The sequence below is a fragment of the Paractinoplanes rishiriensis genome, assembly GCF_016862375.1.
In the GTDB taxonomy this organism is placed as follows: domain Bacteria; phylum Actinomycetota; class Actinomycetes; order Mycobacteriales; family Micromonosporaceae; genus Actinoplanes; species Actinoplanes rishiriensis.
The window spans coordinates 76,303-101,088 of the sequence record NZ_BOMV01000011.1 but is presented as its reverse complement, the minus strand read 5'-3'; the positions used below and the strand labels follow the sequence as shown (position 1 = coordinate 101,088).

Annotated in this window: 26 protein-coding genes; 20 read left to right on the top strand and 6 right to left on the bottom strand. The window is 71.4% G+C overall.

Translation table 11 applies throughout. The annotated features are described in order from the left end of the window. The first annotated feature begins 249 nt into the window (after positions 1-249). The gene (locus tag Ari01nite_RS08365) at positions 250-1,044 is read left to right on the top strand and encodes a Tat pathway signal sequence domain protein (RefSeq protein ID WP_203780532.1); all 795 of its coding nucleotides are present in this window, start codon (positions 250-252) and stop codon (positions 1,042-1,044) included. 95 nt (positions 1,045-1,139) lie between these two features. Next, on the top strand, positions 1,140-2,321 hold the full coding sequence (locus tag Ari01nite_RS08360; protein ID WP_203780531.1) for a PP2C family protein-serine/threonine phosphatase: 1,182 nt from the start codon (positions 1,140-1,142) through the stop codon (positions 2,319-2,321). Positions 2,322-2,366: 45 nt separating this feature from the next. Here Ari01nite_RS08360 and Ari01nite_RS08355 read toward each other — a convergent pair whose 3' ends face one another. Then, the gene (locus Ari01nite_RS08355) at positions 2,367-4,379 is read right to left on the bottom strand and encodes a prolyl oligopeptidase family serine peptidase (protein WP_203780530.1); all 2,013 of its coding nucleotides are present in this window, start codon (positions 4,377-4,379) and stop codon (positions 2,367-2,369) included. Between the two features lie 67 nt (positions 4,380-4,446). On the opposite strand from Ari01nite_RS08355, the gene Ari01nite_RS08350 reads away from it, so the two are divergent. Beyond that, entirely contained in the window at positions 4,447-4,641 is a 195-nt protein-coding gene (locus Ari01nite_RS08350) for a helix-turn-helix transcriptional regulator (protein ID WP_239162575.1), read from the top strand. 29 nt (positions 4,642-4,670) lie between these two features. After that, positions 4,671-5,237: a hypothetical protein gene (locus tag Ari01nite_RS08345; protein WP_203780528.1), complete on the top strand. Its 567-nt coding sequence runs from the start codon at positions 4,671-4,673 to the stop codon at positions 5,235-5,237. A gap of 17 nt (positions 5,238-5,254) precedes the next feature. Here the strand turns inward: Ari01nite_RS08345 and Ari01nite_RS08340 are convergent, their stop codons facing one another. Continuing rightward, positions 5,255-5,890, bottom strand: a complete 636-nt coding sequence (locus tag Ari01nite_RS08340; RefSeq protein WP_203780527.1) for a dihydrofolate reductase family protein — start codon at positions 5,888-5,890, stop codon at positions 5,255-5,257. Positions 5,891-6,008: 118 nt separating this feature from the next. Between Ari01nite_RS08340 and Ari01nite_RS08335 the strand changes: the two genes are divergently transcribed. Beyond that, the gene (locus tag Ari01nite_RS08335; protein WP_239162574.1) at positions 6,009-6,710 is read left to right on the top strand and encodes a TetR/AcrR family transcriptional regulator; all 702 of its coding nucleotides are present in this window, start codon (positions 6,009-6,011) and stop codon (positions 6,708-6,710) included. 49 nt (positions 6,711-6,759) lie between these two features. Next, complete coding sequence (locus Ari01nite_RS08330; protein ID WP_239162573.1) at positions 6,760-7,377, top strand: TOPRIM nucleotidyl transferase/hydrolase domain-containing protein; 618 nt, start codon at positions 6,760-6,762, stop codon at positions 7,375-7,377. On the opposite strand, the gene Ari01nite_RS08325 is transcribed toward Ari01nite_RS08330, so the two are convergent. Next, the gene (locus Ari01nite_RS08325) at positions 7,347-8,000 is read right to left on the bottom strand and encodes a biliverdin-producing heme oxygenase (RefSeq protein WP_203780525.1); all 654 of its coding nucleotides are present in this window, start codon (positions 7,998-8,000) and stop codon (positions 7,347-7,349) included. The genes Ari01nite_RS08330 and Ari01nite_RS08325 overlap by 31 nt on opposite strands. 357 nt (positions 8,001-8,357) lie before the next feature. On the opposite strand from Ari01nite_RS08325, the gene Ari01nite_RS08320 reads away from it, so the two are divergent. Together Ari01nite_RS08320 and Ari01nite_RS08315 are read left to right on the top strand one after the other, a co-directional pair. Then, the gene (locus Ari01nite_RS08320) at positions 8,358-9,029 is read left to right on the top strand and encodes a DivIVA domain-containing protein (protein WP_203780524.1); all 672 of its coding nucleotides are present in this window, start codon (positions 8,358-8,360) and stop codon (positions 9,027-9,029) included. A 19-nt stretch (positions 9,030-9,048) separates the two neighbouring features. Next, on the top strand, positions 9,049-9,588 hold the full coding sequence (locus tag Ari01nite_RS08315) for a nucleoside phosphorylase-I family protein (protein WP_203780523.1): 540 nt from the start codon (positions 9,049-9,051) through the stop codon (positions 9,586-9,588). Positions 9,589-9,604: 16 nt separating this feature from the next. Here Ari01nite_RS08315 and Ari01nite_RS08310 read toward each other — a convergent pair whose 3' ends face one another. Beyond that, positions 9,605-10,099 carry a DinB family protein gene (locus Ari01nite_RS08310; protein ID WP_203780522.1) on the bottom strand — a complete coding sequence of 165 codons (495 nt, stop codon included), beginning with the start codon at positions 10,097-10,099 and terminating at the stop codon, positions 9,605-9,607. Between the two features lie 53 nt (positions 10,100-10,152). Continuing rightward, the gene (locus Ari01nite_RS08305) at positions 10,153-10,368 is read right to left on the bottom strand and encodes a CDGSH iron-sulfur domain-containing protein (RefSeq protein WP_203780521.1); all 216 of its coding nucleotides are present in this window, start codon (positions 10,366-10,368) and stop codon (positions 10,153-10,155) included. A gap of 74 nt (positions 10,369-10,442) precedes the next feature. Between Ari01nite_RS08305 and Ari01nite_RS08300 the strand changes: the two genes are divergently transcribed. The 12 genes from Ari01nite_RS08300 (at position 10,443) to Ari01nite_RS08245 (ending at position 24,311) form a co-directional block, all read left to right on the top strand. Further along, a complete protein-coding gene (locus tag Ari01nite_RS08300) occupies positions 10,443-11,408 on the top strand; it encodes an iron-containing redox enzyme family protein (RefSeq protein ID WP_203780520.1) in 966 nt (321 codons plus the stop codon). Between the two features lie 35 nt (positions 11,409-11,443). After that, positions 11,444-13,702 (top strand): catalase, encoded by a 2,259-nt coding sequence (locus Ari01nite_RS08295; RefSeq protein WP_203780519.1) that lies wholly within the window; start codon positions 11,444-11,446, stop codon positions 13,700-13,702. Further along, positions 13,699-14,685: a methyltransferase gene (locus Ari01nite_RS08290; RefSeq protein ID WP_203780518.1), complete on the top strand. Its 987-nt coding sequence runs from the start codon at positions 13,699-13,701 to the stop codon at positions 14,683-14,685. The genes Ari01nite_RS08295 and Ari01nite_RS08290 overlap by 4 nt, the downstream gene beginning before the upstream one ends. Next, positions 14,682-15,779 carry a carboxylate-amine ligase gene (locus tag Ari01nite_RS08285; RefSeq protein WP_203780517.1) on the top strand — a complete coding sequence of 366 codons (1,098 nt, stop codon included), beginning with the start codon at positions 14,682-14,684 and terminating at the stop codon, positions 15,777-15,779. The genes Ari01nite_RS08290 and Ari01nite_RS08285 overlap by 4 nt, the downstream gene beginning before the upstream one ends. A 75-nt stretch (positions 15,780-15,854) precedes the next feature. Then, positions 15,855-17,114 (top strand): cytochrome P450, encoded by a 1,260-nt coding sequence (locus tag Ari01nite_RS08280; protein ID WP_239162572.1) that lies wholly within the window; start codon positions 15,855-15,857, stop codon positions 17,112-17,114. Then, positions 17,111-18,037 carry a PDR/VanB family oxidoreductase gene (locus Ari01nite_RS08275; RefSeq protein ID WP_203780516.1) on the top strand — a complete coding sequence of 309 codons (927 nt, stop codon included), beginning with the start codon at positions 17,111-17,113 and terminating at the stop codon, positions 18,035-18,037. The genes Ari01nite_RS08280 and Ari01nite_RS08275 overlap by 4 nt, the downstream gene beginning before the upstream one ends. After that, positions 18,034-18,822: an acetoacetate decarboxylase family protein gene (locus Ari01nite_RS08270; RefSeq protein WP_203780515.1), complete on the top strand. Its 789-nt coding sequence runs from the start codon at positions 18,034-18,036 to the stop codon at positions 18,820-18,822. The genes Ari01nite_RS08275 and Ari01nite_RS08270 overlap by 4 nt, the downstream gene beginning before the upstream one ends. Before the next feature lie 64 nt (positions 18,823-18,886). After that, positions 18,887-20,341 carry an aldehyde dehydrogenase gene (locus Ari01nite_RS08265; RefSeq protein WP_203780514.1) on the top strand — a complete coding sequence of 485 codons (1,455 nt, stop codon included), beginning with the start codon at positions 18,887-18,889 and terminating at the stop codon, positions 20,339-20,341. Then, complete coding sequence (locus Ari01nite_RS08260) at positions 20,341-21,273, top strand: DODA-type extradiol aromatic ring-opening family dioxygenase (protein WP_203780513.1); 933 nt, start codon at positions 20,341-20,343, stop codon at positions 21,271-21,273. The genes Ari01nite_RS08265 and Ari01nite_RS08260 overlap by 1 nt, the downstream gene beginning before the upstream one ends. Beyond that, positions 21,270-22,115 carry a fumarylacetoacetate hydrolase family protein gene (locus Ari01nite_RS08255; RefSeq protein WP_203780512.1) on the top strand — a complete coding sequence of 282 codons (846 nt, stop codon included), beginning with the start codon at positions 21,270-21,272 and terminating at the stop codon, positions 22,113-22,115. The genes Ari01nite_RS08260 and Ari01nite_RS08255 overlap by 4 nt, the downstream gene beginning before the upstream one ends. Then, positions 22,112-23,587, top strand: coding sequence for an aldehyde dehydrogenase family protein (locus Ari01nite_RS08250; RefSeq protein ID WP_275410832.1), 1,476 nt, complete (start codon positions 22,112-22,114; stop codon positions 23,585-23,587). The genes Ari01nite_RS08255 and Ari01nite_RS08250 overlap by 4 nt, the downstream gene beginning before the upstream one ends. Next, a complete protein-coding gene (locus Ari01nite_RS08245; protein WP_203780510.1) occupies positions 23,580-24,311 on the top strand; it encodes a gamma-glutamyl-gamma-aminobutyrate hydrolase family protein in 732 nt (243 codons plus the stop codon). Before Ari01nite_RS08250 ends, Ari01nite_RS08245 begins: the two co-directional genes overlap by 8 nt. On the opposite strand, the gene Ari01nite_RS08240 is transcribed toward Ari01nite_RS08245, so the two are convergent. Next, positions 24,280-24,786, bottom strand: coding sequence for a MarR family winged helix-turn-helix transcriptional regulator (locus tag Ari01nite_RS08240; RefSeq protein WP_203780509.1), 507 nt, complete (start codon positions 24,784-24,786; stop codon positions 24,280-24,282). The genes Ari01nite_RS08245 and Ari01nite_RS08240 overlap by 32 nt on opposite strands.

The following is a 24,786-nucleotide window of genomic DNA, read 5'->3' as shown; positions in this document are numbered from 1 at the left end:
GCCCCGCCGCCGACGTGGCAGGTCGGCGGCGCGGGTCGATTCGGCCGGGCAAATGCGGCGTTTCGCATTGACGTTCTTAACAGTCTTGACGGCGCTCACTTCACCACATATAAATCGGTTAGTTACTGGCCAGTATCAAATGTTTCCCCTCTTCAAGCCCGTGCACTCATTGTTTTTGGATGTCAAATTCAAATTCCGCCCACCTCGTTGTAGGTCGTCGACAAATTGCGACCAGAAAGAGGAACAGCAATGCGTAAATACCGTTACCTGGCTACCGTGGCGGGCGGCGCGCTCTGCGCGACCCTGCTGGCGTCCGCAGCGTTTGCCGACAGCGATGCGGTGCTCACCGTTGGCGGCCCGGACGGGCCGAACGCCGCGGTCGGCGACACCGTGACCGCCTCGCTGGCCAGTGGCACCACCGCCACCTTCTATTCGACGGCCACCGGCACCAGCGGTGTGAACTGCACGTCCTCAAGTTTCTCGTCGACCGTGACGGCCAACCCACCGGCGCCCGGCGTGGCCGGCCAGACGATCGACGCGCAGACCTTCGCCGGTTGCTCCAGCAACGTGCTCGGCACCACCGGGGTGCGCGGCGTGACGCTGAATAACCTCGGTTACCAGGCCACCGTGGACGGCGCCACCGGTGCCGTGACGGTCGCGCCCGGCAGCGCGGGTCCGATTCAGGCCACCGTGGTGATCAGCACGATCCTCGGCTCGATCACCTGCGTCTACCAGCCGGTGGCCGGCTCGCTCACCGGCACGGCGGACAACGCGACCAACTCGATCAGCTTCGTCAACCAGCAGTTCAACAAGATCACCGGGTCGGCGCTGTGCCTGTCGACCGCGTACTGGACCGCCACGTACGCGCCGGTCACCGACACCACGCAGGGCGGCGCCATCCATGTGAACGCCACCGCCCCGGAGCCGGAGCCGACCGAAACCGTCACCCCCGACCCGGAGCCCACCGCGACCGTCACCCCCGACCCGGAGCCCACCGCGACCGTCACGCCGGAACCCGAGCCCACCGAGACGCCGACCGCCTGACCTCCCCCGACGGGCGCCCCTCGGTCGTCGGAAGAGACCGAGGGTGTCCGGGGCGATGCTGCGTGATCGCCCGGCAGGTTGCAAGATGGGTCCCGATGCTCGCGCCGATGGAGGCCGTACGCCGGCTGATGGACCTGAGGCACCGGGGCCGGGCCGAGGACCTGCCCATGGTGCTGGCGGCGGCCGCGCCGTTGCTGGACGCGGACGCCGCTACCGTGCTGCTCGTCGACTACGGCCAGCTCACCCTGCACCCGCTGCGCGGCAGCACCCTGGACACCGCGACCGCGCTGGCCGTCGAGGACACGCTCGCCGGCCGCGCGTTCACCACCGCGCAGCAGCAGTGGCAGGATGCCGGCTCCGGCGCCGGCGGCGTGCTGTGGCTGCCGCTGCTGCACGGCGCCGAGCGGCTCGGCGTCCTGGAGTTCCGGCTGCCGGCCTATCCCCCGGACGCCGACCGGCACGACCTCGAGGTGATCGCCGCCCTGGTGGCCGAGTTGATCGCGAGCCGCCGCTTCTACGGCGACGCGGTCGAGCACACCCGGCGCCGGCTGCCCATGCAACTGGCCGCCGAGATCATCTGGAACCAGCTGCCGCCGCTCACCTTCGCGGTCGACGGCACCATGGTCACGGCCGTCCTCGAGCCCTGCTACGACGTCGGCGGCGACGCCTTCGACTACGCCTCGAACGGCGACATCCTGCACGTCGCGCTGTTCGACACGGTCGGACACGGCATCAGCGCGAGCGCAATCACCACGCTGACGCTGAACACGTACCGCAATGCCCGTAGGTCTGGCCTCTCGCTGCTCGACACGTCCCGCTCGATCGACAAGTGGATCCGCGCCCAGTACCCGAACGCCTTCGTCACCGCGCTGCTGGCCGAACTGGAGATGTCGACCGGCGTCTACCGGCGGATCAGCGCCGGCCATCCCCCGGAGCTGGTGATCCGGGGCTCCGGGACGCTGCCGTCGCTACCCACCCCGAACGCGCTGCCGCTGGGCCTCGGCAACATGCTCCGCCGGCCGCCGCACGTCATCGAGCACCAGATGGAACCCGGCGACGTCATGGTCCTCTACACCGACGGCATCACCGAGGCCCGGGACGCGACCGGCGCCCAGTTCGGCGCCGACCGGCTCGGCCAGTTCGTGGTGGACGCGCTGAGCCACGGCACCCCGGCCCCCGAGATGATGCGCCGCCTGATCCACACCATCGTCTCGTACGAGAACGGCGAGCTCCGCGACGACGCCACCGCGGCCATGCTCCAGTGGCGCCGCCACTGACCTCGGCCACTGACCTCAACCACTGGCGGCTCAACCGCTGGCCGCTCAGCCGAGCCGGCGCCAGAGGAACTCCAGGGTCAGCGCCCAGCGGGTGGCGGCCTGTTCGTTGTCCGCGGCCGCGCCGTGCCCACCCTCCACGTTCTCGTAGTAGGCGGCCTCGTAACCGTGCCGGCGGAGCAGGGCCATCATCTTGCGGGCGTGCCCGGGATGGACCCGGTCGTCGCGGGTCGAGGTGATGAACAGGACCGGCGGATACGGTTGCCCGGGGGTCACTACGTGGTAGGGCGAGAATTCGCGCAGGAACGCCCAGTCGGCCGCGTCGTCGGGGTCGCCGTACTCGGCGATCCAGGACCGGCCGGCCAGCAGTTTCGTGTAGCGGCGCAGGTCGAGCAGGGGCACCGCGGCGACGACCGCCCCGAACAGTTCCGGGTACCGGGTCAGCATGACGCCCATCAGCAGGCCGCCGTTGCTGCCGCCGGTGATGCCCAGCCGGTCCGGCGTCGTGATGCCGCGGGCCACCAGGTCGGTGGCGACCGCCGCGAAGTCCTCGTACGCCCGGACCCGGTTCTCCCGTTGCGCGGCCCGGTGCCAGGCCGGGCCGTACTCGCCGCCGCCGCGGATGTTCGCGACCGCGTAGGTGCCGCCGCGGGCCAGCCAGCCGCGCCCGATGACGCCGCTGTAGCTGGGGGTCAGCGAAACCTCGAAGCCGCCGTACCCGGTCAGGAGCGTGGGCCCGGCGTCGTCCCCGCCGACCACGAAGTACGGAATGCGGGTGCCGTCGGCGGAGACCGCGAAGTACTGGCGCACCTCCATGCCGTCCGCGTCGAAGAAGGCCGGCTCCCGCTTCAGGACCGCGACGTCGCCGCCGACCGTGCCGAGGCCGAGCGTGGACGGCTGCAGGAAGCCGGCCGAGGAGATCAGGTACGCGTCGCTGGTGTCCGGCTCGGTGTCGACGATCCACGGCCGGCCGAACGTCGTGGCGCCGGGCACCGGCTGCCGGGCCCAGTCCCCGGCGCCCGGGGTGAGGATTTCGACCCGGGTCCGGACGTCGGTCATGGTGACCATCAGCAGGTGGTTGCGGGTCCACGCCCACGAGCTGAGCGAGGTGCGCTCGGCCGGCCGGAAGAGGACGGCGAGGTCGCGTACGCCCGAAAGGAATTGCCCGAAATCGACCGCAAGCAACGCACCCGCCGGATGGGTCACCTCGCCGGTGGTCCACTCCGACCGCAGGCGGATCAGCAGCCAGTCCCGGTGCGCGTTGAAGTCGGCGTCGTCCGGAATCGCGATCCGGACCAGGTCGGTGCCGCGGCGCAGGTAGTGCTCGGCACGGAAGAAGTCGACAAAGCGGCTGACGAACGCACGCTCGTAGCCCGGGGTCGGATCGTGGGTGACGCTGACCGCGACATCGTCGGGCTGTCCCTCATAGACCGGTTCCGCCTCGGACAGCGTAGTGCCGCGCCGCCACCGCTTGACGATCCTCGGGTAACCCGAGGACGTCATCGAGCCCGGCCCGAAGTCGGTCGCGACGTAGATGTGGCCGGCGTCGATCCAGCTGACCTCGGTTTTGGCCTCGGGCAGCCGGAACCCGTCCGTGACGAACTGCCGGCCGGGCAGGTCGAACTCGCGGACCACGACGGCGTCGGCGCCACCGCGGGAGAGACTGATCAAGCAGCGGTCGTAGCCGGGCCGGAGCACCTTGACGCCGCTCCAGGTCCAGTTCTCGCCCTCGGCCGCGTTCAGCGCGTCGATGTCGAGCAGGACCTCCCAGCTCGGCCGGTCCTGGCGGTACTGCTCCGGCGTGGTCCGCCGCCACAGCCCGCGCGGGTGCTCGGCGTCGGTCCAGAAGTCGTAGTAGTAGCCGTCGCCGCGCCACCCCGGATAGGGGATGCGGTCCTTGTTGTCGAGCACCTCCCGGATCGCGTCCCGGGTCTGCGCGAAGCCGTCGTCGGCAAACCCGGCGAGCGTCTCGGCGCTGCGATCGGCGACCCACCGCACGACGTCGGGAGAATCAAGATCTTCAAGCCAGAGGTACGAGTCGTCGGCGTCCTGATCCAGCACAGGCCCGACAATCGCACCGATGCGCCACTCCGTGCAAGGTCGTAGTCATATGACTATAGTCGTACGTATGGAGCAAGAGCTGCGCCTGATCGGCGCGCACGAGATTCGCGGCCTGCTCGGCGTCAGCCGGCAACGGGCCTACCAGCTGGCCAGCCGGCCCGACTTTCCCAAACCGATTGCCGAGCTGGCGCAGGGCAAGATCTGGGACATGGCCGACGTCGAGGACTGGATCACCACCCACCGCACCCGAAGTGCCCGCTGACCTGCCGTTTCCTTGCGACACTGGGCATCATGGCCATCAGCTGGCGTTTCGATGGCGATGACCGCCTGTGCGGCGTCGGCGGGCACTGGACCGAGTTCGCGCTCGCCAACAACGGCGGCGCCTGCGTGCCGCCGCCGATCGGGGACGGTCTGGCCGATTTCGTCAGCGGTGCCGACCTGTGCGTGGTGTGGCGCGCGATCTTCCGGCTGAGCCGCGGCCGGGGCGAGCGACCGCTGGTCCTGGGCTACCGGTGCGACGCGCCGGCCGAGCGCCGCCTCATGAAGGCAACGGTCACCAGCACGGCGCACGGCGGCATCGAGATCGTCAGCGCCGCCGAGCGCAGTCAGGCCCGTACCCCATTGCCTCTCCTCGACCCGGACGCCGGTGACCGCGGCAGCGAGATGCTCCGCATGTGCGGCTGGTGCGCCCGCGTCCAGGTCGGCGACTGGGTCGACATCGAGGAGGGTTGCCGGCGCCTGGGCCTGCTCGAACGCGGCCGCACCCCGCTGCCGGCGATCACCCACGGCGTGTGCGGCGACTGCCTGGATTCCCTGACCCGCGACCTGGACGTCGATCGGCGTCACCTCACCCGCTAGCGCCCACCCGCTGGATATCACGCACCGGCCGACCGGGTGAAGGTCAGGTGGGTCACGCCGCTGGGCGACGAGGTGGTTTCGACCCGGTAGTCCCTCTCCAAACCCTCCAAACCATCCCAGAGCCGTACGCCGCGGCCCAGCAGGATCGGCACCACCGAGACGTGCATGTGGTCGACCAGTCCGGCCGCCAGGAAGTCGCGGATCATGCTTGGCCCGCCACCCAGGCGCACGTCCAGGCCGCCGGCGGCGTCGCGGGCGATCTTCGCAGCCTCGGCCGGCTCGGCGTTCAGGAAGTGGTACGTGGTGCCGCCCTCCATCTCGATGGACGGGCGCGGGTGGTGGGTGAGGACGAAGACCGGCGTGTGGAACGGCGGGTTGGGACCCCAGGCACCCTTCCAGTCCGGGTCGTCGTGCCAGCCGGGGTGGCCGAACTTGCCGGCACCCATGATCTCGGCGCCGACCCCGGCGTCGAACTGGCGCAGGAACAGATCGTCGACGCCGCCGCTGCCGCCGGCCTCCCAGTACCGGGTCGCGAACATCCATTCGTGCAGCCGGTCCCCGGCGTGGCCGAAGTGCAGGTCCTTGGTCTGCCCCGCGCCGGTGCCGAAGCCGTCGAGCGAGATCGAGAAGTTCTGAACGCGGATGAGTGACATGGCCGGAGCCCCTTCTGTGTCTAGCGGACACTGTGTCCCTCGGATACTGTGTCCCGCAGTAACAGTTGTCAAGGTTGCCGAGGATTTCATGCCGACACCGACGAATGAGCGTTCACGGATGCTCGAACTGCTGTGGGGCCTGCGGGCCGCGCCCACCCGCGGCCCGAAAGCAACGCTGAACGTCGACAAGATCGCGGCCGCCGCCCTCGCGATCGCCGACGCCGACGGCATCGAGGCGGTGTCCATGCAGCGGGTCGCCGAGGCGCTGGACTTCACCAAGATGTCCCTGTACCGCCACGTCTCGGCGAAGTCGGACCTGATCGCGCTGATGATCGAATTGGCCGTCGAGGAACCACCCGACCTGCGCCAGGTGCGCGGCGGCTGGCGGCCACGGCTGGAGCGCTGGGCCCACCTGCTCTCGGCCACCTGGGAGACCCACCCGTGGCTGCCCGGCGTCACCACCGGCGACCGGGTGATGGGCCCGCGCGAGGTGGGCTGGGTCGAGGCGGCGATCGCCGCCCTGGCCGAGACGCCGCTGCCGGTGGCCGAGCGGATGGACGTGGTCACCGTGATCAGCGGACACCTGCGCAACACTCACGGCCCCGACGTCGCCGGCACCCAGCCGTGGCACGACTCCACCCACGACGAGCTGCTGCGGGCCTACCGGGAACGCTTCCCGGCCCTGGAGGCACTGGACACCCGCCCGGTCCGCCGGCCACGCCAGACCCGCGAGTTCGGCCTGCGCTGCATCCTGGACGGCGTCGCCCGCACCATCGAGACCGCCCGGCCAAATTACGGTGAATCTGTTCGAGCGCCGTGAATCGGCTTAATCGCTTGTGGTGCAGTTGCGCGTCGCTGAGGATTTCGGGATGGCGGGTGGGAACGCGGCCTCGATGCGGGCGACCGCCGACGCCCTCGCGCAGGTCGGCGCCGCCTCGGCCGTGGTGCTCGTCGAGGGGATCAGTGACCGGATCGCGCTGGAGACGGCCGCGGCCCGTCATGGGCGGGATCTCGCGGCGGAGCGGGTGGTCGTCGTGCCGATCGGTGGGGCGCACGCGATCGGGCGGTTCCTCGCCATGGTGGGCGCCGAGGTTCGGCTGTCCGGGATGTGCGACCTGCGCGAAGAGGAGATCTTCCGGCGTGAGCTCGCCAGGGCCGGGGTCGGTGCGGCCCGCGACCGCGCGGAGATGGCGGCGCTCGGGTTCTTCGTGTGCGTCGGCGACCTGGAGGAGGAGCTGATCCGGGCGGTGGGGCCGGCGCGGATCGAGGCGCTCTTCGAGGCCCAGGGCGACCAGCGGCCGTGGCGGTCGTTCCGGAAGCAGGTGGCCTGGCGCGGGCGCGACCTCGACGCGCAGATGTACCGGTTCATCCGGAGCAGTTCGAGCCGCAACCTTCGCTACGTACGGCTGCTCGTGGAGGCCGCCGACCCCCTGCCGCGACCGCTCGACGGGCTGCTTCAGGCAGCCGGCGCGAAATCGTCGGGATAGGCCGCACCCAGTTCCTGGAACACCGCGGCGTTCAGGCGGAACGCCAGCTGGGCCTCGGCGACCAGCACTGCGAGATCCTCCTCGGACAGCGGCAGCGCGGTGAGACGCTCGCGATAGGTCATCTTGTACGCCTTCGGGTCGGCGATCCGGTCGAACTCGTAGAAGTTCACGCCGTCACGGCCCAGCCGGTACGTCTCGGCCACCGACCGTCCCACCAGCAGGCCGCCGCTGAGATCGCCCAGGTAGCGGACATAGTGGTGGGCGATGAAGTGGGCCGGCGAGGTGTGGCAGTGCTCGCGCAGGCGGCGGGCGTACCGCAGGGTCGCACCGAGCGGCTGCACCGACCGTTGCCAGTCGGGTCCGCACAGGTGGGACAGGTCGTCCTCGAGGGCCGGCACCCGGGTCAGCGCTGGGTCGGCGAACGGGCCGGCCACCGGGTCGGTACGCATGTGCTCGGCGGCCGACTCCAGCTCGCGGTAGATCACCAGGTACTGCGCGGTGAGCGCGGCGAAGCCGTCCGGCGGCACGCTGCCGGCGAGCAGGCGGGCGATGAAGCTCCGGGTCTCTGCCTCGCGGTGCTCGACCATGGTGGCGCGACGCAGACGGGCGGCGAACGTCGTCATGGGGCTACCTCTCCCTTTCGGGCACGGTATCGGAACGGCCTTACCAGGCGGAAGGCGAGATAGATCACGAAGAGGGCCGGGCGCGCCTGTTTTGCCGCTGGACGAAGCGGTCTTGGCCGCCGCACGGGGATTGGCTGGTCAGCGTCCCTGCGCGGCCCGATGCGGACGGTGCCGGTCCGCTCGCTGGGGGTACCCTACGGCGCGCGGGCGGGCTGGCCCGGGCCGGCCCGGTTAAGCTGCTGACCGACCAGGTGACGGCCCACCCGCGCCGTGGGTGATCACGCCCACGGCGGCGACGCAGCCCGGTTGCGTAGGATGTCGGGCCGCACGCCCCAACGACCGGAACCAGGGAGCACGATGCCGCTCACTCCAGCAGACATCCACAACGTGGCTTTCAAGAAGCCGCCGATCGGCAAGCGTGGATACGACGAGGAGGAGGTCGACGCGTTCCTCGACGAGGTCGAGCAGGAACTGATCCGCCTCCTCGAGGAAAACGGCGCCCTGCGCGACCAGGCCCAGCGCGGCGGCGGCGCCGGACCCGCCTCCACCATGGTCCTCAACAACGAGTTCGCCGACCTCACCGCGCAGCTCGAACGGTTGCAGGAGGCCCGCGCCCGGGCCGAACAGAACGCCCGCAGCATGCAGGCCGAGCTGGAACGCGCCCGCCGGTCCGCGCCGCCGGCCGGCCCGCCGCCCGGCACCGGTGACAACACCCGGGTCCTGATGATGGCCCAGCGCACCGCCGACGACCACATGCGCGATGCCCAGCTCGAGTCCGACCAGCTGCTGACCAGCGCCCGCACCAAGGCCGAGCAGATCACCGGCGAGGCCCAGCTGAACGCCGGCACGATTGAGTCGGACGCCCGCCGCCAGCACGCTGAGGCGCTCAACAGCATCGGCGCCAAGCGGGCCGCCCTGCTCGAGGAGATCGACCGGCTCGGCCAGCTCGCCCAGGGCTACCACTCGGCCCTTAACAGCCACGTCACCCAGCAGTTGCAGGAACTGAACAGCGCCCCCGAGGCCCCCTGAGCCGAAAGTCGAGGTGCGGGTGTCACGTCGTCTCGCCGCCCTGGTCAGCGCCGGAGGCCTGCTCGCGCTCGGCGGGTGTTCGCCCGAGCCCAATCCGTTCCTCGCGGTCGTCCTGGTGGACGACCGGCCCACGCTCGTGGTCGCCAACTGCGCCCTCAACCGGGTGGAGTCCGTGACGCTGTGGGAGATCGACCGGGACGCTTCGCCGGCGCCGGCCACCGAGCCGGGCCCGCCGCCGTACCCGGACTGGCGCGTCTGGGCGCCGGTCCCGCCGGCCTCCCGGGGCGCGCTCCCGGCGTCCCTTCCGGACGCACCGGCCCGCCTCGAACTGCTCGGCCCGCCGCCGCCCGGATGGCAGGCCGGGGCGGACAACTCACTGCGCGAGTTCCGCGAGGACCGCGAGTACCACGTCTTCGCCTCGAGCCGCACCGCGGCGGTGGACTTCACGCTGGCCCGGTTGCGCCAGCTGAAGGCCGGTGAGGTGCTGTCCGCGGTGAACTACGACGAGCGCGTCGAGTCCGAGGAGGATTTCCAGAAGCGGGCCGGCAAGTTCTGCTGACCGTCCCGTCCGGACCTCAGCGGCCGGTGGTGCCGTCGATCTGCTCGCGCAGGATGTCGGCGTGGCCGGCGTGGCGGGCGGTCTCGGTGGTCATGTGGGCGAGGACCCAGCGGACCGACAGCCAGCGGCCGTCGACCGGGCGCAGCACCTTGGTGTCGGGGCTGCCCGCCTCGCGGATCATCCGGTCGCTCTCGTGGATGGCCGTCCGGTAGTCGTCGAGGACCGCGGCGGCGGGGCGGTCCGGTGGGACGTCCATCCCGAAGTCCCACGAGTCGGCGGCCTCGATGCCGGCCACGTGGAAGCCGAACCAGTACCGCTCCCCCACGGTCAGATGCTGCACCAGACCGAGCAAGGTGGTGCCGGTGCCCACCAGCGCCCGGCGGATTTGCTCGTCGTCGAGGCCCTCGGTCTTCCGCAGCACGGCTTCCCGCGCGAACGTGAGGAAGGCCAGCGCGGTGTCCAACTCGCCGTCGTCGTTGCGCGGCACCGGCCGGCGTTGCGTTTCAGCCACATCCGGACTCTACGTGGACAGTCCCCAGTGGGGATATCGCCCCGGGGCCCGCCTTAGCGCGGGTCGGGTGTGTCGCGGCCGGTGCCGGCCCGGAAGCCGGCCGCCTTGTGGGTGCCGTCGCAGAACGGTTTGATGGCGGATTTGCCGCACCGGCACAGCGCGATCGTGGGCCGGCCCGGTTCGATGACGTCGCCGTCCGGGGTGCGCAGGACGAAGTCGCCCCGCACGATCAACGGGCCGTCCTCGTACGGGGTGATGATCGCCGACATGATCACGGAATGCCCGCTGCCGCCGGCTCGAAACCAGCCGTTTAGCAGGGCTTCGGCGGGGCATCCGGCGGCACATGAAAATGCCAGTGGCTCGGGGAACCGCCTCGTCCGCGGTGATCGACACGCTGTCCGGGTCCGGTACGGCGCTCCCGTCGGAACCGGTACCGGACGACGACGAGGATCTGCATCTCGCGCTCTTCGTCTGCTACGAACTCGCCTACCGCGGATGGGACGGCGTCGCCGACGAGTGGGAGTGGGATCCAGACCTGATCCGCTTCCGCGGTGCGCTGGAACGGCGGTTCGAGTCCGCGCTGCACGACCTGGCCGGGCCGCCGGAACCGGTGGACCCCGGCGCGGTGGCGGACGGCCTGGCCGCCGTGGTGGCCGCCGACGACGGCCCGTCGCTGTCCGGGTATCTGCGCGGGCGGGCCACCTACGAACAGTTCCGGGAGTTCGTCACCCACCGCTCCGTCTATCACCTGCGCGAGGCCGACCCGCACACCTGGGCCATCCCGCGGCTCTCCGGGCGGCCCAAGGCGGCGCTCATCGAGATCCAGGCCGACGAGTACGGCAACGGCCGGACGCCCCGCATGCACCAGGAACTGTTCAAGCAGACCATGCGCTGGTTCGAGCTGGACCTCACCTACGGCGCGAACGTCGCGATGGTGGGTGGCCCTACTCTGGCGATTAACAACCTTATGTCGCTTTTCGGTTTGCATCGCCGCCGCCGGGGAATGCTGCTCGGGCACCTGGCGGCGTACGAGATGACCTCGTCGCTGCCGAACCGCGCGTATGCCGCCGGGCTCCGCCGGCTGGGTGGCGACAGCGCAGCGACCGCGTTTTACGACGAGCACGTGGAGGCGGACGCGGTGCACGAGCAGATCGCCGCGCACGACATGTGCGGCTCGTTCGCCGCGGCCGAACCGGAACTGGCCGGCGACGTGCTGTTCGGTGCCCGCTGCGCGCTCGCGCTCGACACGATCTGGGCCGGCACCCTGCTGGCCGCCTGGGAAGAGGGCCGGTCCGCCCTTCGCGGCTGACCCTGCTCACCTGCAGAAACGAAGGAGTGCACCAGATGGAATCCCGCAAGCCCACGGAAGTGATCAAGGATGTCGTGGAGACGGCCGCCAGCAAGGTGACCGATGCCCTGACGCCCAAGGTCCCGGGCGCGCCGGGCAGCGGCACACCGACGGTCGAGGAACCGACCGCGCCCCGGGATCCGCTGCCTCCCAAGAGCGAGCAGGGCACCCCGGACACCCGGCTGCCGACCGGCTCGGAGACCGGTGCGCCGCCGACCGCGAACGCCCAGCAGGGCGCGTACCTCACCACCTCGCAGGGCGCCCGGCTGCGCGACACCGACCACTCGCTGAAGGCCGGTCCGCGCGGCCCGGTGCTGATGCAGGACCACCACTTCCGCGAGAAGATCATGCACTTCGACCACGAGCGGATCCCGGAGCGGGTGGTACACGCGCGCGGTGCCGGGGCGCACGGGATGTTCACCGCGTACGGCACCGCCGAGGCGGTCACCCGGGCCGGTTTTCTCAAGAAGGGCAAGGAAACCCCGGTCTTCGTACGCTTTTCGACCGTGCTGGGCTCGCGCGGCTCGGCCGACACGGTCCGTGACACCCGCGGCTTCGCCACCAAGTTCTACACCGACGAGGGCACGTTCGACCTGGTCGGCAACAACATGCCGGTGTTCTTCATCCAGGACGCCATCAAGTTCCCGGACATCATCCACGCCGCCAAGTGGCACCCGGACCGGGAGATCCCGCAGGCGCAGAGCGCGCACGACACGTTCTGGGACTTCGTGTCGCTGCACACCGAGGCGCAGCACCACGCCATCTGGAACATGTCCGACCGGGGCATCCCGCGCTCGTACCGGCACATGGAAGGTTTCGGCGTCCACACGTTCCGGCTGGTCAACAACGCGGGCGAGACCGTGCTGGTCAAGTTCCACTGGAAGCCGAAGCTGGGCGTGCACTCACTGACCTGGGAGGAAGCGCAGATCACCAACGGCGTGGACCCGGACTTCCACCGGCGGGACCTGTACGACGCGATCGAGGCCGGCGCCTTCCCGGAGTGGGAACTGGGTCTGCAGATCTTCCCCGACACGCCCGACGAGACGTTCGCCGGCATCGACCTGCTCGATCCCACCAAGATCGTGCCGGAGGAACTGGCGCCGGTGCAGCCGGTCGGGCGGCTGGTGCTCAACCGCACGCCCACCAACTTCTTCGCGGAGAGCGAGCAGGTCGCGTTCCACCTCGGCAACCTGCCGCCGGGCATCGACGTCACCAACGACCCGCTGCTGCAGGGCCGCCTGTTCTCCTACCTCGACACCCAGCTCACCCGGCTGGCCGGGCCGAACTTCTCGCAGATCCCGATCAACCGGCCGCACGCGCCGGTCAACGACATGCTGCGCGACGGCTTCCACCAGCACGCCGTGCACGGCGGGGTGGCGCCGTACCGGCCGAACTCGCTGGACGGCGGCAACCCGTTCACGGCCGGCGACGCCGAGAACGCGTTCCTCGACGTGCCGGTCGTGGTCGCCGAGGCACCCAAGATCCGGGAGAACCCGGTGTCGTTCGACGACCACTTCAGCCAGACCCGGCTGTTCTGGCTGAGCATGTCGCCGGTCGAGCAGGAGCACATCATCCGCGCCTACACGTTCGAGCTGGGCAAGTGCTACGAGCAGGCGATCAAGGAACGTCAGCTGCAGTGCCTCGCCAACATCGACCCGGTGCTGTGCGCGCAGGTCGCGACCGGACTCGGCCTGCCGGCACCGGAACCCACCCGGCCGCTGGCCGACGTGGCGCCCAGCCCGGCGCTGTCCCAGGTCGGCCAGGAGTGGCCGGCGGACGGCCGGATCGTCGGGATCGTGGTCGGCGAGGACGGCCTGGACGACGTGCGCAGCGTCCGCACCGCAATCTTCGGCGCCGGGATGGTGCCGCTGCTCATCGCACCGCACGGCGGCATGGTCGGCGACCTGCCGGTGCAGCGTACGTTCGCCACCGCGCGCTCGGTCGAGTTCGACGCGCTGCTACTGGCCACCGCGCCGCCGCCGGCCCCGGACGCGCTGCCGGCCCGGGACGACAAGGCCGGCGCGCCCGGCCCGGCCGCCCTGGACCCGCGGGTGACGCTGCTGATCGACGAGTGCTGGCGGCACGCCAAGGCGATCGGCGCGTGGGGCACCGGAACGGCCGCGCTGGCGAGCACCGGCGTGGCCGGCACGCCCGGCGTGGTGTCCGCCGACTCCGGCACCGCGGCACTCACCGAGGTGCAGCAGTTGATGGCCACCCACCGGGTGTGGCAGCGCTTCCCCACCGCGGCCGCATGACGGCCACCGTTGCCGAGTCGGCCCGGGCCCAGGCCCGGGCCCAGGCCCGGGCCCGGGCCGACGAGGCCCTCGTCGTCCTCGGCCGGTACCTCCGGGAGACCGGCTACCGGTTCACCACGGTCACGCCGGCCACCCACGCCCGGGTCAACGCGCGGCCGGCGAACCGCTGGGCCCGCGACCTGCGGGACGTGCTGGGCTGGAGCCGGCCGTTCCGGACCGGCACGCTGCCGGAGCGGGTGGTCGACCTGCTGGCGGCGGCCGGCGCGCTGGAGCCGGACGGGGACGCGTGGCGCAGCACCGTCCGGTTCTCCTCGTACGACGACGAGTTGTTCGTGCACTCTGCCTTCCCGACCGCGGACACCGAGGCGGTGTTCTTCGGGCCGGACACCTACCGGATGGCGGACGCCGCGGTCGCGCACCTCGCCGAGCGGGCCGATCCGGTGCACCGCGCCGCGGACGTCGGCTGCGGCACCGGCGCGGGAGCGATCGCGCTGGCCAAGCGCCTGCCCGAGGCGGAGGTCTTCGCCACCGACATCAACGGCACCGCACTGCGTCTCGCCCGGATCAACGCCGCGCTGGCCGGAACCGCCCGGGTGCACCCGTGCCGCAGCAACCTGCTGGACGCCGTGCCGGGTCCGCTCGACCTGATCATCTCCAACCCGCCGTTCATGGTGGATCCGGCCGGGCGGGCCTACCGCGACGGCGGCGGCCCGGACGGCCACGACCTGTCGCTGGCGGTGCTCGGCACGGCGGCCGAGCGGCTGGCACCGGGCGGCTCGCTGGTGCTGTTCAGCGGAACCGGCATCGTGGACGGCGGCGACCCGCTGCGGGCCGCCGCCGAGCGCCGGCTGGCCGGCACCGGCCTGACCTGGAGCTACCGCGAGGCCGACCCGGACGTGTACGGCGAGGAGCTGGACACCGGCGCCTACCCGCACGCCGAGCGCATCGCGGTCGTGGTGCTGACCGCCACCCGGCCGCGGTGACCGGCGGTACGCCGACCGTCGGGGTCGAGGAGGAGTTCCTGCTGCTCGATCCCGCCACCGGCGAGAACGCCCCGGTCGCCGACCGGGTCTATCCGGCGCTGCCGGACGAGCTGCGCGGGCGGAGCCGGGTCGAGTTCCGGCCGAGCATGGTCGAGATGGTGACCGGCGTCTGCACCGGCCTCGACGAGGTGCGGCGGCAACTGCGCGAGCAGCGGGCGGGGGCCGCCGCGGCGGCGAAGGGCGCCGGTGCCCGGCTGGTGGCGGTGGGAGCCACACCGGTGGCCGAGCCGTACCGCACCCCGCCCGGCAACCCGCGGTTCGCGGCGATCACCCGGCACTACGGGCCGATCGCCCGCGACCCGTCGGTGTGCGGCTGTCACGTGCACGTCGGCGTGCCGGACCGGGAGACCGCCGTGCAGGTGTGCAACCACCTGCGCGGATGGCTGCCGGTCGTGCAGGCGATGATGGCCAACTCGCCGCTGCACGAGGGCGCGGACACCGGCTTCGCCAGCTGGCGGTCGGCCCAGCTGGAACGCTGGCCGTGCGTCGGTCCGTGGCCCCGGTCGGCGTCGGCGGCCGACTACGACCGGACGGTCGCCGCGATGGTGGCGTCCGGCGCACTGCTCGACGACAGCATGGCGCTCTGGTACGTGAAGCCGTCCGCCGCCTATCCGACCGTCGAGGTGCGCATCGGCGACGTATGCCCGGCCGCGGACGACGCCGTGCTGGTCGCCGGCCTGGTGCGGGCGCTGGTCGGTACCGCCCGCGCGGACATCGCGGCCGGCCGCCGCGCCCCGGTGGTGCCGGACGAGCTGCTGCGGGCCGCGCACTGGAACGCGGCCCGAACCGGGCTGGACGGCACCCTGCTCGACCCGTCCGGCCGGCGGTCCCGGCCGGCCTGGGAGGTAGTCGACCTCCTGGTGGCGAGGGCCGGTCCGGCGCTGCGCCGGCACGGGGACGCCGAGATCGTCGCCGACGGGCTGGACCGGATCCGGCGGGAGGGCACCGGCGCGGCCCGGCAACGGCGGGTGCTCGCGGAGACGGGTGCCGTGGCCGCCGTCCTCGAGCACCTCGCCGAGCTGACCGCCGCCTGACCGGGACAGACCTTGCAACCGGAGCAGGTCAGCTCGTATCGTTTGGGTCCGAACGACCTCTCCCCGGGAGCCGCGATGCAGACCCCGATGCCGCTCGACGCTGTCGACCTGGCCGACTACGACCGCTTCCAGAGCAACCTCGCCTGGGGCCAGTTCGACACCCTGCGCCGCGAGGACCCGGTGCACTGGAACCCGGAGACCGCACCCAACCGGGGCTTCTGGTCGGTCACCCGGTACCACGACATCTGGCAGGTCGACCGGGACACGGCGTCGTTCACCTCGGAGCGGTTCGTCAACCTCGAGGAGGTCGACGACGACCTGATGGACATCCGGCGGTCGATGCTGGAGACCGACGGCCGCCGGCACCTGGCCCTGCGCCAGCTCATCGCCCGCGAGCTCAGCCCGCGCAACCTGATGAAGAACTACGAGGGCTTCCTGCGCGAGCTCACCCGCAGGACGGTCGACGAGGCCCTCGCGGACGACGAGTTCGACTTCGTCCGGCGGATCAGCGCCGACTTCCCGATCCAGGTGCTGGCCCGGTTGCTGGACGTGCCGCGCGAGGACACCGGCCAGCTGATCGCCTGGGGCAACGAGATGGTCGGCAACACCGACCCGGACTACACGCAACACCAGTTCGACTCGCCGGAGAGCGAGAAGTACAAGCACCTGCCGTTCCGCTCGCCCACCACGCAGGACGTCTTCGACTACGGCCGGGCGCTGCGGGACAGCCGCCGGGGTGGCGACGGCACCGACCTGGTGAGCCAGCTGGCCAACAAGATGCCCAGCGACGGCGTGCCGCTCAGCGACCGCGACTTCGACAACTACTTCCTGCTGCTGGTGATCGCCGGCAACGAGACCACCCGGCACGCCATCAGCAACTCGATGCTCGGCCTCATCCAGCAGCCCGGTCAGCTGCGGCTGCTGCAGGAGAACCCGGCGCTGATCGCCACCGGCCTGGAGGAACTGCTGCGCTGGGCGTCGCCGGTCTACCACTTCCGGCGGACCGCGACCCGGGACGTCGAGCTGGGCGGCAAGACGATCCGGGAGGGCGACAAGGTCGTCATGTGGTTCGCCTCGGGCAACCGCGACGAGGAGGTCTTCCCCGACCCGTACCGGATCGACGTGACCCGGCCGAACGTCGACCACCTGACCTTCGGCAAGGGCAGCCCGCACCTGTGCATGGGCAACAGCCTGGCCCGGATGGAGGTGCGGCTGATGTTCGAGGAGCTGCTGCCCCGGCTGCGCGACATCGAGCTGACCGGCGAGGTGACCCGGGTCCGGTCCAACTTCGTGAACGGGATCAAGAAGTTCCCGGTCCGGGTGCGGACCCGATGACCACTCTCGACCTGGTGGTGCGCTCCGCCGAGCGGGTGGCCGAGGGCGTGGTGGCGCTGACCCTGAGCCGGCCGGACGGGGCCGACCTGCCGGAGTGGACCGCGGGCGCGCACATCGACCTGGTGCTCGACGACGACCTGGTCCGGCAGTACTCCCTGTGCGGTCGCCAGGACGAGCCGGCTTCGTGGCGGGTCGCGGTGCTGGAGGCGCCGGACAGCCGGGGCGGCTCGAAGCGGGTGCACCAGCTGCGGGCCGGTCACACCGTGCGGGCCCGCGGGCCGCGCAACCACTTCCCGGTGGTGCCCGCGACGCGCTACCTGTTCCTCGGCGGCGGCATCGGGATCACGCCGCTGCTCGCGATGATCCGCGAGGTGGCCGGGACCGAGTGGGAGCTGTACTACGGGGGCCGGCAGCGGGAGTCGATGGCGTTCGTCGCCGAGCTGGCGGGTTACGGCGAGCGCGTGCACGTCGTGCCGGAGGACGAGAACGGCCTGCTCGACCTCGGGACGATCCTGGGCACGCCGCAGCCCGGCACCCTGGTCTATGCCTGCGGGCCCGAGCCGATGCTGCGCGCGGTCGAGGAGAAATGCGCCGCGTGGCCGCCGGGGAGTCTGCACCTGGAGCGCTTCTCGGCGGCTCCCTCCTCAGAAGATGGACATTCCTTCGAAATCGTCCTCGAAGAGTCCGGGCAGACGCTGGTGGTGCCGCCCGGCAAATCCATTTTTGAGACCGTACGCGCGGCCGGCGTGAGCGTGCTCGGGTCGTGTCTCGAGGGCATCTGCGGCACGTGCGAGACCGAGGTGCTGGACGGCGAGATCGACCACCGGGACTCGGTGCTGGACGGGGACGAGAGGGCGGCCGGCGAAGTGATGATGATCTGCGTGTCCCGGTGTGCGGGCAAGCGGCTGAGGCTGGCGCTGTGAAGGGATTCTTCTACCCCCGCACGGCCACCGGCGAGGCGTCGCTGATCCCGTCGCCGCCCTGGTACTACTCGGGCGATCTGCTGACCGTGGAATACCGGACCGATCCGGCCCGGGTGGCCGATCTGCTGCCCGCGCCGCTGTCGCTCGCGCCCGACGACCCCGGCGCGGTGGCGCTGATCTGGGCCGACTGGCAGTCCTGCTCGTCCGGCCGGGAGGAACTGCTCGACCCGGTGCGGTCGCAGTACAAGGAGGCGTTCGTGGTGGTGCGCTGCGCGTACCGGGGCGAGGTGTTCTCCCGGTGCGTCTACATCTGGGTCGACAAGGACTTCGCCGTGGCGCGCGGCATCCACCAGGGCTATCCCAAGAAGCTCGGGTCGATGTGGCAGACCCGCCCGCACCCGTTCGGGCAGGCCGCGCCGCAGATCGGGCCGGGCGGGACGTTCGGCGCCACGCTCGCGGCCGGCGACCGGCGGCTGGCCGAGGCGGTGCTGACCCTGCGCGAGCCGTGCGACGGCAACGGCTTCGTGAACGCCCACCCGATGGCCCACCACCGGGTGCTGCCGGGTATCGGGCGGGGCGCGCCGGACGCGTTCGCCGAGCTGATCTCGTCGGGCGCGGCCGGGTTCGAGGGCGGGCCGGCCTGGCGCGGCGACGCCGACCTGCGGCTGCACGAGTCGCCGACCGAGGAACTGGCCCGGCTCACCGTGGACGAGGTGATCGGCGGCTACTACCGGCAGGTCGGCGTGGTCTGGAACGGCGGTTCGACATTGGAGCGGTTGGCATGAGCGACTGCACCGGACCGGGCGAAGCAGGCGTAGGGCCAGGAGGGCATGCGAAAGGCGGCACAGCATGAGCGCCATCGAGGTCGACGGGGTCGAGGTCGACACCCGGCACTGGATCGGCGGCCGGCGGGTGGCCTCGGCGGCCACGTTCACCGACGTCTCCCCCATCGACGAGGCGGTGCTCGGCGAGATCGCCGCGGGCGGTGCCGGCGAGGTGGACGCCGCGGTGGGCGCGGCCCGGCAGGCGTTCCCGGACTGGGCCGCACTGCCGGCGCCCGAGCGGTCCGCGGTGCTGCGCCGGGTGGCCGACGGCATCGACGCGCGACGCGAGGACCTGGCCCGGGTGGAGACCCGGGACAACGGGTCGCTGCTGCGGTCGCACCGGCGCGGGGTGATGCCCCGGGTGGCGATGAACTTCCGGTACTTCGCCGACCACGCCGAGAAGCTGAGCCGGGACGCGCCGGAGATCCGCGGGCACCGGCAGCGCGTCACGTACGACCCCGCCGGGGTGACCGCGGTGATCACCCCGTGGAACGCGCCGCTCATGCTGGCCACCTGGCGGATCGGGCCGGCTCTCGCGGCCGGCAACACCGTGGTGCTCAAGCCGCCGGAGTGGGCACCGCTGACCGCGTCGCTGCTGGCCGACATCGCGCACCACGCGGGGCTGCCGGCCGGGGTGTTCAACGTGGTGCAGGGCACCGGTGCGGCGGCCGGGGCGCCGCTGAGCGCGCATCCGGGCATCTCCCGGCTGTCGTTCACCGGCTCGGTGCCGACCGCGGGACTGGTGGCGGCCGCCGCAGCGCCGAACATCGTGCCGCTGTCGTTCGAGCTCGGCGGGAAGTCGCCGCTGCTGGTCTTCGAGGACTGCGACCTGGAACTGGCGGTGAGTCTCGCGGTCGAGCAGTTCGACAACGCGGGGCAGGTCTGCCTCGGGGCGTTCCGGATGATCGTGCAGGAGGGCATCGCGGACGAGTTCCTGCGGCGGGTGGTGGAACGGGCGCGGACGCTGGTGCAGGGCGATCCGCGCGACCCCGACACGGACGTGAGTGCGTTGGTCAGCCGGCAGCACTTCGACCGGGTGTGCGGGTTTGTCGAGCGTTCCGGCCTTTCGCCGGTGCTTGGCGGAGGCCCGAATCCCGGTTTGGGGGGTTTGTACTTCGCGCCGACGATCTTCGTCGATCCCGCACCCGGCAGCGAGATCCTCACCGAGGAGGTCTTCGGGCCGGTGTTGACCATGCAGACCTTCACGACCGAGGCCGAGGGCGTGCGGATGGCCAATGACACCCGGTTCGGGCTGGCCGCCACGCTGGTCACCGGCGACCCGGAGTGCGCCGAGCGGGTCAGCCGGCGGCTCAACGCGGGCACCGTGTGGGTCAACTGCTTCTTCGTACGGGATCTGGGTGCGCCGTTCGGTGGCAACGGCCGCAGCGGCATCGGCCGTGAGGGCGGCGACTGGTCCTTCGACTTCTACTGCGACGTCAAGAACACCGTGTTCAGCCCCGCGGGCTGGAAGGAGGCCTGATGGGCGAGGTTGCCGGGGCCGGGCTGATCGCCCACGTGCCCACCATCGTGCTGCCGGAGGAAACCCGCCGGGAGCTGAACCACGGCACGGACAGCACGCTGGTGTCCGGGCTGCACCAACTGCGCAAGGAGGTCTTCGACGTCGTCGACTACGACACCGTGGTGGTGCTCGACTCGCACTGGGCCACCACGGTCGAGTTCGTGGTGACCGCACAGGAGCGCCGGGCCGGCCTGTTCACCTCGGAGGAACTCCCGCGCGGGATGAGCCGGCGGCCGTACGACTTCGCGGGCGACCCGGAACTGGCCCACCTGATCGCCTCGAAGGCCGCCGGGCACGGCACCTGGATCACCGCGATCGAGGACGACCACCTGCCGATCTTCTACGCCACCACGAACGTGTGGGAGTTCCTCGGGCAGGGCCTGCCGGACAAGCGCTGGATCAGCATCGGCGTCTGCCAGACCGCGGACACCGAGGACAACCTGCGGCTGGGCCGGGCGCTCGGGGACGCGATCGCCGAGTCGGACCGGAAGGTGCTGCTGATCGCGTCCGGGGCCATGTCGCACACGTTCTGGTCGCTGCGGCAACTGCGCGACCACGAGGCGGCCGGGGTGGAGCACATCTTCACGCCGGAGGCCGCGGCGGCCGATGCGGAACGGCTGGAGTGGTTCGCGGCCGGCGACCACGCGCGGGTGGTGGCGACCATGCCGGAGTTCTACAAATACAAGCCGGAGGCCCGGTTCGGGCACTACCTCATGATGATCGGGGCGCTCGGGGAGGGCGACTGCCGGGCTCCCGGGCGCCGGTACGGGGAGTACGAGAACTCGGTCGGCACCGGGCAGGTGCACGTGTGGTTCGACCGGCCGCCGGGCGGTTTCCCGAGACCCCGCCGAACCCGGGTCGACGCCGACTACCTGCGCCAGGTCCAGTCATGATCGAAACCCGCCGGATCCTGCTCGACGGCAACGTCGTCGACGTCGTGCGCCGTGGTGACGTGCTGGTCGCGTACGACGGACGGGAAGTTGAAGTTGATCTTGCGACCCACCTCAGCCCGGTCGTGCCCTCGAAGATCGTCTGCGTGCACCTGAACTACGCGTCCCGGGTCGCCGAACTGATGACCCGGCTGCCCGCCGCACCCACGTATTTCCACAAGCCGGTGTCCGCACTGAACGCGCACGACGGCGCGGTGGTGCGGCCGGAGGGCTGCAAATGGCTCAACTACGAGGGCGAGATCGCCATCGTGATCGGGCGCACCTGCCGCAACATCTCCCCGGCCGAGGCGGGCGACTACATCCGCGGCTACACGATCGGCAACGACTTCGGCCTGCACGACTTCCGGGACACCGACGCGGGCTCGATGCTGAGGGTGAAGGGAGCGGACACGCTGTGCCCGCTGGGTCCCGGCGTGGTGGAGGGCTGGGACTTCCGCGGCAAGGGCATCCGCACGCTGGTCAACGGGTCGGTGCGGCAGGACGGCAACACCGGCGAGATGAACTGGGACATGCACTACCTGGTGGCCGACATCGCCCGCACCATCACGCTGCAGCCCGGTGACGTGCTGATGTCGGGGACGCCGGCGATCTCCCGGACGGTATACCCGGGGGACGTGGTCGAGGTGGAGGTGGAGGGGCTGGGAACCCTGCGCAACCACATCGTCGCGGGGCCGGCGCCGATCCGGACGGATGTGGGGGCGCAGCCGAGCGAGAGCGAGGAGGTGCTGTCGACCGCGCAGGGCGGCGACTGGGAATTCCGCGGCATCCGGAAGCCAATCTCATGATCGACTGGATTGCTCGTGCGGAGAGCCTTCGGATTCCTGAGGGCCTGTTTGTGGACGGCGCCGCCAGGTCCACCCCTGGGGCATTTCGGACAATTTTCTCCCCGCGTGACGCCTCCGTGCTCGGCGAGATCGCCTGGGCCGGTGTGGCGGACGCGGACGCCGCGGTGGCGGCAGCCCGCCGGGCGTTCGACTCCGGCCCGTGGCCGCGAACGCCCGCCCGGGAGCGTGGCGAGGTGCTACTCCGCCTCGCCGACCTGGTCGAGCGGGACCGGGACGAGCTCGCGCTGCTGGTCTCGCTGGAGATGGGCAAACCGATCACGCACGCCCGGGAGATCGAACTCCGGGCGCTGATCCGGTGCCTGCGGTTCTACGGCGGGCTCGCGGACAAGACCGTTGGCGAGATCCCGCCGGCCACCGAGAGTGAGCTGGCGCTGGTCACCCGCGAGCCGGCCGGCGTGGTGGCCGCGGTGGTGCCGTGGAACTTCCCGCTCACCATCGGCGGCTGGAAGTTCGCGCCGGCACTCGCGGCGGGCTGCACCGTGGTGGTGAAGACCGCGGAGCAGTCGCCGCTGTCCATGCAGCGGGTGGCGGAGCTGGCGAGGGAGGCCGGCCTGCCACCGGGCGCGCTCAACGTGATCAACGGCGACGGCGCGGTGGTCGGCCGCCGCCTCGGCGAGCGCCCGGACGTGGACGTGCTGACCTTCACCGGCTCGACGGCGGTCGGGCGGCACTTCCTGCGGTATGCGGCCGACAGCAACGTCAAGCGGGTCCACCTGGAACTGGGCGGCAAGTCGCCGAACATCATCTTCCCGGACGCGCCCGACCTGGACGCGGCGGCGGACACGGCGGCGTGGGCGGCGTTCTTCAACGCCGGCGAGATGTGCACGGCGGGCTCGCGGCTGGTGGTGCACCGGGACGTGGCCGACCGGGTCGTCGGCCGGATCGTGGCGGCGGCCGCGTCGTGGCGCCCGGACGATCCGCTGCTGCCCGGCACCACGATGGGCCCGCTGGTGGACGAACGAAGCCTCCGCAGGATCCTGGAGCGACTCGGCGAAGGCGTGCGGCAGGGCGCGGAACTGCGCCTCGGCGGCCATCGGGCGGCCACGTCACCCGGCCCCTATCTCGAGCCGACCGTAGTGGTCGGCGCCGGCCCGGGCAACGTGCTGATCCGCGAGGAACTGTTCGGCCCGGTGCTGGCCGTGCAGATTTTCGGCGACGAGGAATCCGCCCTGGCGATCGCCAACGACACCGCGTACGGGCTCGCGGCCGCCGTCTGGACCGCCGACCTGAGCCGCGCCCACCGGATGGCTCGCCGGCTGCGGGCCGGGACAGTCTGGGTGAACTGCTACGAGGAGGGCGACATGACGGTCCCGTTCGGCGGGGTGAAGCTGTCCGGGGCCGGCCGGGACAAGTCGCGGCACGCTCTCGACGAGTACACCGACCTCAAGACCACCTGGATCAACCTTGGCTGACCGGCGCCCGCTGATCGCGATCCCGGCCCGCTTCTCGCAGTCCGCGTCGGCGCTGCGCTTCGGGGCCGAGGTGGCCGCCCGCAAACTGGTCGAGGCCGTGTTCGACGCGGGCGGCGAGCCGCTGGTCGTCCATCCCGGGCCACTTGCCGACGGCCGGCTGTGGTTCGCCGACGGCCTGCTGCTGCCCGGCGGCGGCGACCTGTCCGCACACTGGGCGGGCCAGGACCGGCACCACGCCGATTACGACGTCGACGTGCCGCAGGACGAGTTCGACCTGGCGGTGGCCCGGCTGGCACTCGACGACCGGATCCCGCTGCTGGCGATCTGCCGCGGCGCCCAGGTGGTCAACGTGGCCCGCGGCGGCAACCTGTTCCAGGACCTGCCCGGCCACCGCCACGTGGTGCACACCGTGACGTTCGAGCTGCCCGATACCGCCCGGCACACCTCCCCCGCCGGCGCCCAGCCGCCCGCTTATACCGAACTCGCCGTCTCCTGCTACCACCATCAGGGCATCGGACGGCTCGGCACCGGGCTGCGCGCCGTGGCTTTCGCGGCGGACGGCACGATCGAGGCGGTCATCCTGGACGACCACGACGGCTGGTTCCTCGGCGTGCAGTGGCACCCCGAGGACACCGCCGCCACCGACCCGCACCAGGCGGCGATCTTCGAGCAGCTGGTCGAGGCCGCCCGGCTCAGCCGAGACCGGTCTCCTCGATGGTCGTGACGATCTGCCGCAGGCTCTGCGTCATCTCCCGGGTCCGCCCGGCGGACAGCTGCCCCACCACCTTGGTCTCGATGGCGTTGAACTTGGGGTAGATCTCCTCCATCAGCCGCTTGCCCTCGGGCGTCAGGTGCAGTTCGACGAGCCGCCGGTCGTCGGTGCGCCCGACCCGCTCGATCCAGCCCCGCGACTCCAACGTCTTGGCGACCCCGGTCAGCGTCGCCTTGGAGATCGCGGCCGCCTCCGCCGCGTGCCGGGTCTCCATCCCGTCAAAGATCCAGACAACCCACAAAACCACAAAACCAGTCCAAGTGATGTCGTACGGACGCAGCAGTTCATTCCAGGCATACGACCGCACCGCATTGGCCGCGCGGTAGATGCTGGACACGGCGAGGCCCGCCTCGAAGTCCAGGCCGAGCGACTCCACGTGGGCGCGCATGGCCCGCTCGGTCTCGAGGAGGGAGGGGTGGTCGGTCAT

Bases quoted from the DNA above. Each gene is read 5' to 3' on its own strand.
- Ari01nite_RS08365 (WP_203780532.1), top strand. From the start codon at position 250: ATGCGTAAATACCGTTACCTGGCTACCGTGGCGGGCGGCGCGCTCTGC.
- Ari01nite_RS08360 (WP_203780531.1), top strand. From the start codon at position 1,140: ATGCTCGCGCCGATGGAGGCCGTACGCCGGCTGATGGACCTGAGGCAC.
- Ari01nite_RS08350 (WP_239162575.1), top strand. From the start codon at position 4,447: ATGGAGCAAGAGCTGCGCCTGATCGGCGCGCACGAGATTCGCGGCCTG.
- Ari01nite_RS08345 (WP_203780528.1), top strand. From the start codon at position 4,671: ATGGCCATCAGCTGGCGTTTCGATGGCGATGACCGCCTGTGCGGCGTC.
- Ari01nite_RS08340 (WP_203780527.1), bottom strand. From the start codon at position 5,890: ATGTCACTCATCCGCGTTCAGAACTTCTCGATCTCGCTCGACGGCTTC.
- Ari01nite_RS08335 (WP_239162574.1), top strand. From the start codon at position 6,009: ATGCTCGAACTGCTGTGGGGCCTGCGGGCCGCGCCCACCCGCGGCCCG.
- Ari01nite_RS08330 (WP_239162573.1), top strand. From the start codon at position 6,760: ATGGCGGGTGGGAACGCGGCCTCGATGCGGGCGACCGCCGACGCCCTC.
- Ari01nite_RS08325 (WP_203780525.1), bottom strand. From the start codon at position 8,000: ATGACGACGTTCGCCGCCCGTCTGCGTCGCGCCACCATGGTCGAGCAC.
- Ari01nite_RS08320 (WP_203780524.1), top strand. From the start codon at position 8,358: ATGCCGCTCACTCCAGCAGACATCCACAACGTGGCTTTCAAGAAGCCG.
- Ari01nite_RS08305 (WP_203780521.1), bottom strand. From the start codon at position 10,368: ATGTCGGCGATCATCACCCCGTACGAGGACGGCCCGTTGATCGTGCGG.
- Ari01nite_RS08300 (WP_203780520.1), top strand. From the start codon at position 10,443: ATGAAAATGCCAGTGGCTCGGGGAACCGCCTCGTCCGCGGTGATCGAC.
- Ari01nite_RS08295 (WP_203780519.1), top strand. From the start codon at position 11,444: ATGGAATCCCGCAAGCCCACGGAAGTGATCAAGGATGTCGTGGAGACG.
- Ari01nite_RS08290 (WP_203780518.1), top strand. From the start codon at position 13,699: ATGACGGCCACCGTTGCCGAGTCGGCCCGGGCCCAGGCCCGGGCCCAG.
- Ari01nite_RS08280 (WP_239162572.1), top strand. From the start codon at position 15,855: ATGCAGACCCCGATGCCGCTCGACGCTGTCGACCTGGCCGACTACGAC.
- Ari01nite_RS08275 (WP_203780516.1), top strand. From the start codon at position 17,111: ATGACCACTCTCGACCTGGTGGTGCGCTCCGCCGAGCGGGTGGCCGAG.
- Ari01nite_RS08265 (WP_203780514.1), top strand. From the start codon at position 18,887: ATGAGCGCCATCGAGGTCGACGGGGTCGAGGTCGACACCCGGCACTGG.
- Ari01nite_RS08260 (WP_203780513.1), top strand. From the start codon at position 20,341: ATGGGCGAGGTTGCCGGGGCCGGGCTGATCGCCCACGTGCCCACCATC.
- Ari01nite_RS08255 (WP_203780512.1), top strand. From the start codon at position 21,270: ATGATCGAAACCCGCCGGATCCTGCTCGACGGCAACGTCGTCGACGTC.
- Ari01nite_RS08250 (WP_275410832.1), top strand. From the start codon at position 22,112: ATGATCGACTGGATTGCTCGTGCGGAGAGCCTTCGGATTCCTGAGGGC.
- Ari01nite_RS08240 (WP_203780509.1), bottom strand. From the start codon at position 24,786: ATGACCGACCACCCCTCCCTCCTCGAGACCGAGCGGGCCATGCGCGCC.